General features: G+C 68.1%; 11 protein-coding genes. 2 read left to right on the top strand and 9 right to left on the bottom strand.

Annotated features, from left to right (window positions below; all coding sequences use genetic code 11):
• Nucleotides 1-369: 369 nt before the first annotated feature.
• Nucleotides 370-1233, top strand: coding sequence for an aminoglycoside phosphotransferase family protein (locus tag ACFCV3_RS28870; protein WP_376035136.1), 864 nt, complete (start codon nucleotides 370-372; stop codon nucleotides 1231-1233).
• On the opposite strand, the gene ACFCV3_RS28875 is transcribed toward ACFCV3_RS28870, so the two are convergent.
• Nucleotides 1182-3038, bottom strand: coding sequence for a GTP-binding protein (locus ACFCV3_RS28875; RefSeq protein WP_376035066.1), 1857 nt, complete (start codon nucleotides 3036-3038; stop codon nucleotides 1182-1184). The genes ACFCV3_RS28870 and ACFCV3_RS28875 overlap by 52 nt on opposite strands.
• A gap of 192 nt (nucleotides 3039-3230) precedes the next feature.
• On the opposite strand from ACFCV3_RS28875, the gene ACFCV3_RS28880 reads away from it, so the two are divergent.
• Nucleotides 3231-4292, top strand: a complete 1062-nt coding sequence (locus tag ACFCV3_RS28880; RefSeq protein WP_376035068.1) for a serine hydrolase domain-containing protein — start codon at nucleotides 3231-3233, stop codon at nucleotides 4290-4292.
• Here ACFCV3_RS28880 and ACFCV3_RS28885 read toward each other — a convergent pair.
• The 8 genes from ACFCV3_RS28885 to ACFCV3_RS28920 form a co-directional block, all read right to left on the bottom strand.
• Nucleotides 4289-5104, bottom strand: coding sequence for a uracil-DNA glycosylase (locus ACFCV3_RS28885; protein WP_376035070.1), 816 nt, complete (start codon nucleotides 5102-5104; stop codon nucleotides 4289-4291). The two genes, ACFCV3_RS28880 and ACFCV3_RS28885, sit on opposite strands and share 4 nt — an antisense overlap.
• A gap of 172 nt (nucleotides 5105-5276) precedes the next feature.
• Nucleotides 5277-6443, bottom strand: coding sequence for an amidohydrolase family protein (locus tag ACFCV3_RS28890; protein WP_376035072.1), 1167 nt, complete (start codon nucleotides 6441-6443; stop codon nucleotides 5277-5279).
• A 164-nt stretch (nucleotides 6444-6607) separates the two neighbouring features.
• A complete protein-coding gene (locus ACFCV3_RS28895; RefSeq protein WP_376035074.1) occupies nucleotides 6608-7252 on the bottom strand; it encodes a response regulator in 645 nt (214 codons plus the stop codon).
• Nucleotides 7249-8424 (bottom strand): sensor histidine kinase, encoded by a 1176-nt coding sequence (locus tag ACFCV3_RS28900; protein ID WP_376035076.1) that lies wholly within the window; start codon nucleotides 8422-8424, stop codon nucleotides 7249-7251. Before ACFCV3_RS28900 ends, ACFCV3_RS28895 begins: the two co-directional genes overlap by 4 nt.
• Nucleotides 8421-10559 (bottom strand): MMPL family transporter, encoded by a 2139-nt coding sequence (locus tag ACFCV3_RS28905; protein ID WP_376035078.1) that lies wholly within the window; start codon nucleotides 10557-10559, stop codon nucleotides 8421-8423. Before ACFCV3_RS28905 ends, ACFCV3_RS28900 begins: the two co-directional genes overlap by 4 nt.
• A 161-nt stretch (nucleotides 10560-10720) precedes the next feature.
• Nucleotides 10721-11671 carry an exopolyphosphatase gene (locus tag ACFCV3_RS28910; RefSeq protein ID WP_376035080.1) on the bottom strand — a complete coding sequence of 317 codons (951 nt, stop codon included), beginning with the start codon at nucleotides 11669-11671 and terminating at the stop codon, nucleotides 10721-10723.
• On the bottom strand, nucleotides 11664-12146 hold the full coding sequence (locus tag ACFCV3_RS28915) for a DUF501 domain-containing protein (protein ID WP_376035082.1): 483 nt from the start codon (nucleotides 12144-12146) through the stop codon (nucleotides 11664-11666). Before ACFCV3_RS28915 ends, ACFCV3_RS28910 begins: the two co-directional genes overlap by 8 nt.
• A gap of 4 nt (nucleotides 12147-12150) precedes the next feature.
• Nucleotides 12151-12753 (bottom strand): septum formation initiator family protein, encoded by a 603-nt coding sequence (locus ACFCV3_RS28920; RefSeq protein WP_376035084.1) that lies wholly within the window; start codon nucleotides 12751-12753, stop codon nucleotides 12151-12153.
• Nucleotides 12754-12768: the final 15 nt, after the last annotated feature.

A 12768-nucleotide genomic window follows, 5' to 3' on the forward strand; every position in this document is an offset into this window, starting at 1 on the left:
GCACCCCGCCCACGCGCTACCGCGCGACCAACCCCGCGGTCGTTGGCGTCCGCTGACGAGCTGAGCTCGCGCACGGCTTCTGGATCAGGCGATGTGCGTCGGCCAAGCCGCCGAGTGGGAGCTCCGTGGCGGTGTGCATCGTTTACCGGCAGCATTCTCCGCACAGTCGGCGCGGGGCTGGTGGTGGCGTGTCGGGCGAAGGCACTTGATTTGGCGGACCGCCAGCACTGTCTAAGGCTGCGGGGGCTGGGTGGTTCACGCTCGTGCTGCTCGGATGGCTTGGGCGTGGGTTGGATGGTGGTGCAGGTCCGCCCCGGCTGCTGGCGGGCGGTTTAGGTTGGTGGGGTGAGCGTTGAGATTCCTGAGCAGGTGCGGCGGACGGTCTTGGCCGATGGGGATGGGGCTTGGCTGGAGGAGTTGCCGGGGTTGGTCGAGTCGTTGGCTCGGGAGTGGGCTCTGGTGGTCGGGGGCAGCTTGGCGGGTGGGCATGTGGCCCTGGTTGTGGAGGTGACGCAGGAGGATGGGAGTCCGGCGGTTCTCAAGATCGGTGTGCCGGGTCGGGATGTTGGACCGGAGGCCACGCTGTTGCGGCTGGCGGATGGGGAGGGATGCGCCGAGCTGTTGCGGGAAGACCTGAGTCGGCAGGCCCTTCTGCTGGAGCGGCTTGGGGCTCCGATGCAGGAACTGGTGGCCGACCCGGCAAGCCGCCTCGATCTGCTGTGTGAGGTGGCGGTTCGGCTGTGGCGTCCGATCGGTCCCGACAGTGAGCTTCCTACCGGTGCGATGTTGGCTGAGCAGTATGCCGAGCGGCTGCCAAGGCTTTGGGAGCAGGCGGGGCGACCGTGTTCGCCGGCCACGGTGGCGGACGCGCTGGATTGTATGACGCGTCGTCGGCTCGCCCACGACGATCGGACCGCGGTTCTGGTCCACGGTGATATCCACGAGATGAATGCGCTGCAGGCGAGTGACGGCAGCTACAAGCTCATCGATCCGTTCGGGTTGCGGGCCGAACCGGCGTGTGACCTCGGCACCATCGTGCGGTGCACGCCGGACCTCGGCGATGACCTGCGAGAGCGGGCCGCGCGGCTGGCTTCTCGCACGGGCGTGGACGCCGCTGCCATCTGGCAATGGGGAACCATCCACCGCGTCATGAGCGGCGTCTACGCCTGCAGTGTCGGCTTTCAGCCGTTCGGCGAGCTGCTGCTGGCCGAAGCGGATCGCCTCTCGGCGTAGTGGTCGAGGTGGGCGTCGACGACGGCCAGACCGTGGGCGGCTCCGATGAGTTCGTGGCGTACGGCGTCGACGGAACTGGTGCGGAGCAGGGCCTCGACGACGGCGGTTTCGCTGGAGGTTGTGGTTGCGCCGTGGCGGCCGAGGACCTTCAGGACTTCGGAGATCGTGTCGCTGGGGAACTCGACGCGGATCCGGTCGATGGGCTCACAGACCGTCGTACCGGCGGCTCGGAGAGCTTCGGTGACCACCAGGGCCGTGGTGTACCGGACTTCGGCCGGACGTGGCGAGGCCGGCGGATAGCCGCTTTCGGTGAGGGTCACGGTGACGTCGGTGACCGGCCAGCCGTGGGGGCCGGCGGCGAGCGGGTCGTCGAGGTATTCCAGCACCGCCTCCCGGAAGGCTTCGGTGGTGCCGTAGACGTGGAGTGGCAGGGAGCCGTGCTCAGCGGTGATCTCTAACGCAACGCCGCTGCCGGGTGGGGCGGGGGCGACGGTCAGGCCCATGGTGACGGGGTACTGGTGCTCGCCGTACCGGAGGACGGCGTGACCGCGGCCGGTGGGGCGTTCGACGCAGATGACGGAAGGCTGCCCGAGGGCTACCTCGATGCCGTATTCGGTCGCGAGGGTTTCGGCGATGACTTCTTGCTGGACCTTGCCGTAGAGGCTGACGTGCAGCTCGTCGTGCTGGACGCGCAAGGTGATCAGCGGGTCGATGTCGGCGAGCTCGGCGAGGGCCCGGTAGAGGTCGTTCTGCCGAGCGGGATCCCTTGCGGTGATGGTGGACTGCAGAGCGGGTGGGCGGAAGTTCGGCGTCGGTACGCCGGTCGGCCGGGTGCCGATCCAGTCGCCGATGCGAGCCTGGTCGAGGCCTTCGACCTGGATGATCTGGCCGGCGGTGGCACGAGCGGCCGGTACGGCGCCGCCGGGCTGATGGACCTGCAGAGCAGTAACGGTGCCCTGGGCAACATGATCCCGTACGGCGAGGGCACCCGCGCGCAGGCGGATCGAGCAGAGGCGTGCCCGCTTGGCCGTTCGTTCGATCTTGAAGACCTGCCCGGCAACCGGCCCGTCGGTGTCACCGCCTGACGTGGGGAACAGCCGCAGGATCGCGTCGGTCAACTCCTCGACACCGGCGAGCGTGCGGGCCGATCCGGACAGGACCGGCGAGACGACACATCCGGAAGTCAACGAGCGAAGGCTGCGCCAGAGTCGCTCCGGCGACGGCAGTCCGCCGTCGATCCACTCCTGCAGCAGCAGATCGTCGTACCCGGCGAGGTCTGTGCACAACTGCTCAGCCGAGCGGGAGCCCAGTGTGACAACGGATTCCGTGAGGTGCCGCCGGATCTTGCCGATCGTCCGCTCGACGTCGGCACCCATCCGGTCGACCTTGTTGACGAAGAAGATCGTCGGTACGTCGAGACGCCGGAGCGCGCGGTGCAGGACGATCGTCTGCGCCTGGATGCCTTCGACGGCGGAGACGACCAGGACGGCACCGTCGAGCACGGACAGGGATCTGTCCACCTCGGCGATGAAATCAGGGTGCCCCGGGGTGTCGACGATGTTGACCCCGACATCCGCGGCATGGAAGGTCGCCACCGCGGCCCGGATCGTGATGCCGCGCCGGCGCTCCATCGCCAGACTGTCCGTCTGGGTCGTACCGTCGTCGACCCGGCCGCGCTCCGTGACAGCGCCGCCGAGTTGCAGCAGCGCCTCGGTGAGGCTGGTCTTGCCGGCGTCGACGTGGGCCAGGACGCCCAGGTTCAGCCAGCGGCGCGGGACAGCGGTAGCAAGGGGTGTTCGATCCATGAAGGTCCTCGTGAGCAGTTGGAGTGGGGCAGCGTGCTCACGAGTTGGCGCATGGGTCGATTCACCTTTCGAGGTCTGTCGGAAAGGCCACGATGGGCGACCTTCGCGATGGGTGTCAACCGATTAACCTCCAGGGAGAACTCGGGGCGTTCCCGGGTACTCGCGCCCGATCCGCCCAGCCAGGGTGGAGGGATGAAGAGACTGGTAGGGATTGCCGCACTCGCGCTGATCGTCGTACCGCTGCGAGCTGAGGCAGCACCGAACAAGCTGCAGGCCGGGCTGGACGAAGTCGTTCGTACGGCGGGCGTCGGAGCGCAGGTGGAAGTTCACGACCGCGGCAAGGTCTGGCGCGGGCGGAGCGGCGTTGCCGAGGTCGGTACGACGCGGCCGGTGCCGCTGGATGGGCACTTCCGGATCGGGAGTATCACCAAGACGTTCCTGGCAACCGTGGCACTGCAGTTGGTGGCGGAGAAGCGGCTGCGCCTGGACGACCCGGTCTCCAAGTGGTTCCCGGAGATCGACGGTGTCACCATGCGGCAGTTGATGAACCACACGAGCGGCCTGTACGACGTCCTGTACACCCTGCCGCGGCCCCCGGAGCCGGAGTTCTACGCGAACCGCTGGCGGACCTGGACGGCCGACGAGCTGATCCAGCGAGCGCTCGTGAATCCGCCCACAGGTAAGCCTGGCGAGAAGTACAAGTACTCCAACACCGGCTACCTGATGCTCGGCCAGATCATCGAGAAGGTGGGCGGTCGTTCGTACACCCGGCAGATCGAGCGACGCATCATCGAGCCGCTGGGCCTCGACCAGACGAGCCTTCCGGGTACGAAGCCGTCGATCCCGGAACCGCACGCGCACGGCTACGTCCCGAAGCCGGATCGGACGCTGCTCGACTACACGGAGATGAACCCGTCGGTGTTCGGTGCGGCCGGTGAGATGATCTCGACAACGCACGATCTCGACCGCTTCATGACCGCTCTGCTCGGCGGGCGGCTGCTCCCGCCGTACCTGCTCAAGCAGATGAAGACACCGGGGACCAAGGACGGTCACTACGGCCTCGGCCTGGCCTGGATCGACACCACCTGCGGAATCCGTGCCTACGGCAACGATGGTGACGCCCTGGCCTACCAGGCCTGGTCGTTCACCACCACCGACCTCCGCCGCCGCGTCTCCCTGGTCCTCACCCCGAACTTCGCCACCGACTCCGACGACGTCGTAGACCCCTACCTGAACAAGGCCTTCTGCAGCTAGACGTCGGCCAACGTGCGGGCTCGGATGAGGATGGCGTCGGTCATCGCCTCGGTGAGTTTGCCGGTGAAGGTGTTCTGCTGGCTGGGGTGGAAGCAGCCGAGGACGGTGACCGGGCCGACCGGTACCTCGACGGCGTGGCCGAACTTCGGGCGGGGCTTCGGTACGGCGGCGCCCAGGGAAGCGAGGCCGTTCAGCAGAGCGTCGTACCCGAACTTGCCGAGGCAGATGATGACGCGGGTGGATGGGAGCACCAGCTCGAGTTCGCGGCGGAACCAGGGGGCGCAGGTGTCGCGCTCGACCGGCGTCGGTTTGTTGGCGGGAGGGGCGCAGCGGACGGCGGCGATCATGCGGGTGGCGTGCAACTGCAGGCCGTCGCCGGCGTGGGTCGAGGTCGGCTGATTGGCCAACCCCACCCGGTGCAGGGCGGCGAACAACCAGTCGCCGGACCGGTCGCCGGTGAAGACGCGGCCGGTCCGGTTGCCGCCGTTCGCCGCCGGCGCCAGGCCCGCGATCACGATCCGCGGCGCGGCGGCTCCCCAGCCGGGGATCGGTCGTCCCCAGTACGGCTGGTCCGCGAACGACGCACGCTTGCTGTGGGCAACTTCTTCCCGCCACTCCACCAACCGCTCACACGCCCGGCACACCGAGACCCGCGCCTCGATCTCGGCCAGGTCCCCCGAAGCCAGGTCGACCACAGCGCGAGCCGACCGGGCAACCGCCGTACCAGGAGCTGCCGGATCCTCCGGCCACCCGGTGCCAGGCGGGACCGGGCTCTCGAACAGCTCCCCGGTCAACGGATGCGGCAGCTTCACACCATCAGACTAGCGCCGTACGGCGAGCCGCCGGGATCGCCGGCGCGAGTACGACGGCCGCCGCGGAGAAAGGCGGAGAGCAGCAGGAAGGTGTTCTTTCTCGGCGGCCAGGAGCCGTGGGTCCGGGTGAGCCATGCAGGACAAGCGGTGCGCACTGTGGGGCCCCGATCCGTCAGACCTTGATGCCAAACAGATTCTCGGCGTTGCGGAACGCGATCTTTTCCTTGTCCACCCGCGGAAGATCGACTGCGCGGAACCAGTCGGTCCCTGCTTTGATGCTTTCAATGAAGGGATAGTCGGTTGCAAACATCACTCGATCCACACTGATGTACTTCAGCAGGAGCTGCAGCAGCTCATCCTGGAAGAATGCGCTGGTTGTGAACCAGAAGTTGTCCTGGAAGTACTGCTCGAAGGGCTTCTCGAGCGAGTTCTCGGTTGGCTCGCCCATGTCGTTGGCGATCCGCTCGTAGTAGAACGGAAGGCCTTCGCCCAGGTGGCCGACGATGATCTTCAGTTTGGGGAATCTGTCGAAAACCCCGTACGCGATCATTCGAACGCATTGGATCAGCACCTCTTGGTGCCAGCCAAGTCCAGACCCACTGAAGATGTAGTCCTGGAACTCCTTCGTGTATTCCGGCCGGGTCGTGCTGTAGTAGATCTTGTAGATCTCGTCGGCTGGATACCCGGGATGCAGGTAGATCGGCACATCGAGAGCTTCGGCACGCGCCAGCACGGGCTCGAAATCGGGATGATCGAGGTACTTCTTGGTGATGTGCCCGTTGGTCAGTGCACCCAGGAAGCCGTCTTCGCGAACCGATCGTTCCAGCTCGTCCGCCGCCGCCTCCGGGCTCTGCAAGGGCAAGGTGGCGAATGCCTGGAAGCGGCCCGGGTAACTGGCCATCGGCCCCTCTGCAAGCATCCGATTGAGGCGATAGGCAAAGTCGATCCCCTTTTTCCCAGGGACATTTTGCACGGACGGCGTATGCGCAGAGAGGATCTGAACATTGAGTCCCCCTTGGTCCATATCGCGGATGCGGCGTTCGCCCAGATCCGCAAGACCGGTTTCCGTGAGGAACGCGATGTGATCTTTGTTGATGGAGTTCAGCTTCATCAGCTCGGGAGTCGAGAAGGTCTCTTCCGTGCCGATGAACTTCAGATCTTTGTCACGAAGCGTGATGTCTTTCTCGGTGCGCGAGATTTGCGGGTCCTTTTTGCCGCCGTCGCGTGTCGCGAGTGCTGTTGCGGACATCCCGACGCCGGCGCCGAGTACGGCCGCGCCGGCGACAAACCCGCGGCGCCCGAGCAACCGTCGCGGTGGGTCTTGCTGGATCGGTTCCATTCTGGCTGTGCTCCTTCGGTGGGTTGTGGCCGTGCGGATCACGCTCCCAGGTCCGCCCGCCCGGATCGTCCGCCCACGGAAGACACCTCCCCGTACTCCGCACGGAGTACGGAGGGCGAATATTGCTGCTCGGTGACAGCGCGAGGAGTGCCGGCGGCGTGGTGTCAGGTGAGTCCGGCTTCGTACGCGGCGATGACGAGATGGACCCGGTCGCGGACGCCCAGCTTCGCGAGGATGCGGGCCACGTGAGTCTTGACGGTCAGCGGGCTGACGATCAGCTCGTCCGCGATCTCCTGGTTGCTCCGGCCCACGGCGATCAGCCGGAGCACCTCGAGTTCGCGCGCGGTCAGGCTGGCCAGCCGCTCGGGCGCAGGCAGGTCGGGACGACTCAACGCACGGGTGATGACCGCCTTGGTCGCGCCGGGCGACAGCAACGACTCTCCCGCGGCGACGGTGCGGATGGCGTCCAGCAGGACGTCCGGGCGAGTGTCCTTGGGCAGGAATCCGCAGGCCCCCGCGCGAAGGCCGCGCAGCACGTTGGTGTCTGCCTCGAAGGTGGTCAGGATGAGGACCCTGCTGCCGCTCGATGCACCGTCAGCGACGATCTGCCGAGTCGCTTCGATGCCGTCGGTGCTCGGCATCCTGATGTCCATCAACACGACGTCGGGTCGCAGGTCCGTGGTCAGCGTCACCGCCTCCTCGCCGGTGCCGGCCTCCGCGACGACCTCCATGTCGTCAGCGGAGTTGACCAGCACTGCGAATGCGCCACGCACCAGGGCCTGGTCGTCGGCGAGCAGGACCCGGATCACGTGGGAACCCGCCAGGTATCCGGCAGCGGCAGGCTGGCCCGCACCTCGAATCCTCCGGACTCGTGCGGACCAGCGGACAGCTCGCCGCCGACGGCCTGTGCGCGCCCGGTCATCCCGGCGATACCGAACCCGGCCGGTGTCACCATTGAGCTCGGTTGCGCGGGCCCGTGATCGACGACTGTGATCTGCAGTCGGTGGCCATCCTGGTCGAGCCGGACGGTCGCGTGCCCGGCCGTCGAGTGTCGAATGACATTGGTGAGTGACTCCTGGATGATTCGGTAGGCGACGACGGACACCGTCGAAGGCAGCTGGTCCGGCAGCCCGGCGGCCTCCAGGTCGACCCGGACATCGGCGGCCTCGGCCATCTCAACCAGGCGCTGCAGCTCGCCGAGGTGGGGCGCCGGCTCGGTTGGCTCGGTCCCGCCCCCATGCAGGACGTCCAGAACGGCGCGCAGCTCATGGAGCGTGGCGCGGCTAGTGTCCGACAGGTCGTGCAGCGTGCTGGACAGCTCCTGCAGCGACGTGTCCCCGCGGTCCGGCAGCCGGTCGATCAGGTGCGCGGCGACGGACGCCTGGACGTTCGCGACGGCGAGGCCGTGCGCTAGGACGTCGTGCAGCTCGGCAGCGATCAGGACCCGCTCCTCGGCGCCCCTTCGCTCGACCTCGTCGGCACGCTCCTGCTCCAGCCGCGCGGCGACGACGGCTTTCCAGTTTTCACGGAAGCGGACCGCCAGCCCGGCGAAGAAGGCCATGAAGAGCCAGCCGACGCCGAGGAGAGCATCGCTCAGTGCTCCTGACGTCTCGTCGGCAAGAACAGGCACGGTCACCGCGGCCACCGCTACCAGGGCGGCGACGGGCCGCCGCTGCGGCTCGCTGTAGCGTGCCGCCGCGAACGCCGCCACGAGTGAGGCCGGCATCGCGGCCTCGTGGGGGTAGTCGAGGATGTGGTACGGCGTCGACACGGCGAGGACCGCGAGGACGGCGAGGATCGGCCGGCGCCGACGGGCCAGCAACGGTGCCGCCATCGCGCCCAGCAGCGCGACCGCCCACACATCCACCCTGCGCTCACCGTCGAAGTCGATCGCCTCGAGCATGATCGCCGCGGCGACGCCGAGCACGAACGACCCCGCCGCCAGCAGCCGGTCGGCTACTGGCGGGCGGAGCGCCGTCATCGTCCACGCGGGTTCATCGACCCGGTCCCCTCCCGGTCCTCGCTCGTGCGCGAGAGCTTGCCGGGCCACCAGATCCGCGAGCCCAGCGACATCGTCAGTGCGGGAACCACGATGGAGCGCACCAGCAAGGTGTCGATGAGCACACCGACGGCGACCAGGATCCCGATCTCGATGAGCATGACGAGCGGCAGCGAGGCGAGCACCGCGAACGTCGCCGCCAGCACGACGCCGGCCGAGGTGATCACGCCGCCTGTCACCGCGAGGCCGCGCTTGGTACCCGCTACGGTCCCGTGCCGGACGGCTTCCTCACGGACCCGGCTCATCAAGAAGATGTTGTAGTCGACACCGAGCGCGACCAGGAAGAGGAACCCGATCAGAGGCACCGACGACTCCCAGCCGCCGAACCCGAGCACCCGGTCGAACAACAGGTTGCACAGTCCAAGGGCTCCGAAGAACGACACCACGACGGTTGCCACCAGCACAAGCGGAGCCACGACCGCCCGCAGCAGCAGCCCCAGGATCACGAGCACTACCAGGAGGATCAGCGGCATCACCCGATTGCGGTCGCCCTTGTTCGTCTCGTCCGTGTCCAGCAGCTCGGCACTCGGCCCGCCGACCAGCGCGGCATCACCGGCCACCTTCTGGACGGTGTCCCGCAGCCGCTTGATCGTGGCCGTCTCGCCTGCGCTCTCCGGCGAGTCGACCGGGATCGCCTCGATCTCCACCCAGTCCTTGCCGGCCCGACCGCTCTCGGCGCTGGCAACCCCGGACGTGTTCCGGACGGCAGCCAAGACCTCCTTGCTCTTGTCCGGCCGACTCATCACCGTGACCGGCTGACCGCCTTGACCGGGGAAGCGCTCGTCGATCAGCTTCGCACCGGTCACCGAGTCCGGTGTGGAACGGGCGAACTGGTCCAGCTGCGGAAGTGAGCCGCTCGCACCCACCAAGCCCAGCGCAAGAGCGCCCAGGATCACCAGCGGCACGGCCCAACTGACCACCCGTCGACGATCGACAAGCTCGCCGAGCCTGGCCCAGCGCGATCCAGACCGGCGTGCCTCAACCCCGAGCCGTGGCACGAACGGCCAGAAGATCCTGCGCCCGAGCACCACCAGCAAGGCCGGGAAGAACGTCAGCATGACCAGCAACGAGACCGCGATGCCCGCTGCACCCACCGGGCCGAGACCGCTGGTGCTGTTGAGATCCGCGACCAACAGGCACAACAGACCTGCTGTGACCGTCCCCGCCGAAGCGGCGATGGCCGGGCCGGCCCCACGCAGCGCCGCCATCATCGCGTCGATCGGGCGCTCGTGGCGGTGCAGCTCCTCGCGGTAGCGAGACACCAGCAGCAGGGCATAGTCGGTGCCTGCGCCGAAGACCAGCACGATCAGCAGCGCCGAGCTCATGCTCGTGATGGTGAAGTCGAAGACCTGGGTGAGCGCATACACGGCACCCATCGACGTGACCGCCGCGACCCCGACCGAGGCGAGTGGTACCAGCCACAGCAGCGGACTGCGGTAGGTCAGGATCAGCAGGAGCGCCACCACCACCGTCGTGGCGAGCAGCAACCTCGCGTCCACGGCATCGAAGACCTCGTCCATGTCGGCGCCGATCGCTGACGGACCGGTGACATAGGCGTTCAGACCGTCCGGCCGGTCGGCGAGAAGGGCACGAGCATCCGCGACCGAGACTGCCTCGGCCTCATCGGTGACCCACTTGCGGTCCAGCGGCAGCCCGAGCATCAGCGCCGTACCGTGGTTGGATTCGACGATCTCCGGAGGTGCGTCGGTATCGTTGCCGAATCGCTTCGCCAGCGCGGTGTAGCCGCGGACGGCCGCCTCCCGATCACCCGGCCGGATGCCATCGGCCCGTTCGTAGACGACCACGAGCAGGCCATCCCCACCGCCGGGCAGGCCGGCTTCGGCCAGGAGCACCTTGGTCGATTGAGCGCCGGCCGGCAGATAGTCGGCCTGGTTGTCGCGAGTCACCGAGTCGAGCTTGCCGGCCAGTGAGAGGCCGCCCACCACCAGCCCGATCCACACAGTCAGCATGAGCCACGGCAGCGCGATCCTGCGCCGTGATCTCTTGGGTCCGGTCTCGAATCTTGTGGGGTCAGGTGCCCGTAGTTGAGTCGTCATGGTGATCAGGCTCGCAATTCAGCGAGGGCTGACGCGTCCGGCCACGGCAGACACTTCCCAGTACTCCGTGCGGAGTACAACGGACGGCTGAGGCAGGCGGCCAGGGCGGTTACGGCGAGGGTGGCCCCTGGACAAGTTCATCGGTGGATCGAGGCCAAGACCTACAGCAGCGAGAGAGCGACCCCGTCCAGGATGTCGTGCTCGGACACGATGACCTCGCCGACGGCCATCCGGTCGTAGAGGCGTTGCAGGATCAGCGCGCCGACACCGATCACGTCCACCCGGCCGGGGTGGATCGCCGGGTTCGTGACGCGCTCGGCCTTGGTCGACCGGGTCAGCCAGTACGTCGTCTCGCGCAACTGCGGTCCCGAGATCCGCGCGTGGTGGATCCGGGCCGAGTCGTACTCGGTCAGCTTCCCCACGACTGCGGCCACGGTGGTCACTGTCCCGGCGACACCGATCAACGCCCGCGCCGACGTGATCGGCACGGAGGTCGAGTCCAGCAGTGCGTCGATGTCCTTCCCCGCGGCCGCGAGCTCGGCGGCCGTCGACGGGTCGGCCTTGATGTGCCGCTCGGTCATCCGCACCGACCCGACGTTCAGCGACTCCGCCGCGATGACGCCGGACTCGTCCCCGAGAATCAGCTCGGTCGACCCACCACCGATGTCGGCCACCAGGTAAGGCCCTGGTACGGCGAGGGCGGCCAGCCCGCCGGTCGCTCCGCGGAAGCTCAACGACGCTTCTTCCGCACCGGAGATGATCTCCGGCTGCACCCCGAACCGCTCGGCGATCCCTGCGAAGAACTCGTCACTGTTGCTCACGTCCCGCGCCGCGGAGGTCGCCACGAAGCGGGTCCGCGAAACCCCGGCCGCGCGGATCAGCCCGGCGTACTCGTCCGAGGCCTTGAAGACCCGCTCGAGCGCCTCGGGAGCAAACCGCCCGGTCGCATCCACGCCTTGCCCCAGCCGCACGATCTGCATCCGCCGGTCGATCTGCACGAGACCGCCGTCCGCGCCGGCCGATGCAATCAACAACCGGATCGAATTCGTACCGCAGTCGACTGCGGCCACCAGGTCGGACGAGCCCCGATCAGACAGGGCCCAGTCAAACACAGGGCCCCCGGCGACCCCAGTCCTGCAATGCGTCCAGCGCCTCGTCGCCGAGCGGGTTCACCCCGGGCCCGGCGGCCAGCGAGTGGCCGGCCAGGACGTGCAGGCACTTCACCCGGGTCGGCATCCCGCCCGCGCTGATCCCGTCGATCTCCTCGACGTGCTGGATCGACTCCCGGTGCGCGAGATACGACTCGTGCGCAGCCCGGTAGGCGGCGGCCAGCTCGGCGTCGTCACCGAGCCGATCCGTCATGTCCTTCATCATGCCCTCGGCCTCGAGCGTGCCGATCGCCGAAGCAAGTCGCGGGCACGTCACGTAGTACGTCGTCGGGAACGGCGTCCCGTCCGGCAACCGGGGCTCGGTCTCGACCACGTCCGGCAGGCCGCAGCTGCAGCGGTGCGCGATGGACCGGATCCCACGCGCGGTCCGGCCGAGCTGCTTGCCGACGGCTTCGATGTCGTCGGGGCTCACGCTCAACGGTTCACCTTTCGGGCGAGGGGGTCAGGATCGGTTTCGGCGTCGGCAAGGCCTTCCGCTTCGTCGGTGCGGCCGGCGGTTTCCCGGCGCCCTCGACACTCCCCCACAACTTCGTGTACCAAACCGGCTTCGGTGCCTCGTCCCCCGGTTCGACCGGCGTCCCCGGCTCCGGCGGTGCGCCCACCGGCTTGCCGTCGGCACCGATCACGCGGTAGCCGACCTCACCCGGCATCACCCAGCCGAGCCGCTGCCGCGCCTGCGCCTTCACGAACGCGTCGTCGTCCCAGCGGGCGATCTCGTCGTTCAGCTCCTTGACCCGCTTCTCGCGGTCGTGGATCTCCTGCTGCAGCGACGTGATCTGCTGGTGCTGGTCGAACCACACCCGCAGGCTCTGCGCGTACGAGACGACCAGCGCACCGAGCACGAGCAGTACGACGGCCGCCCGGCCGGTGAGGTTACGTGAGCCCCTGGTCCGGACCGGGCCGGACCCGGCGGAGACCGCCGGACGGCGTTTGGGCTGGTCGCCCCGCCGGGCCGGTGGCCGCGTCTGGGTACGGCTGGACGGCCGTGAACCTGGACGTGCACCGGACTCCCGTCGGGACGACATGCCTCAGCCTCCTGC

It is taken from the genome of Kribbella sp. NPDC056345 (genome assembly GCF_042262745.1).
Taxonomy (GTDB): domain Bacteria; phylum Actinomycetota; class Actinomycetes; order Propionibacteriales; family Kribbellaceae; genus Kribbella.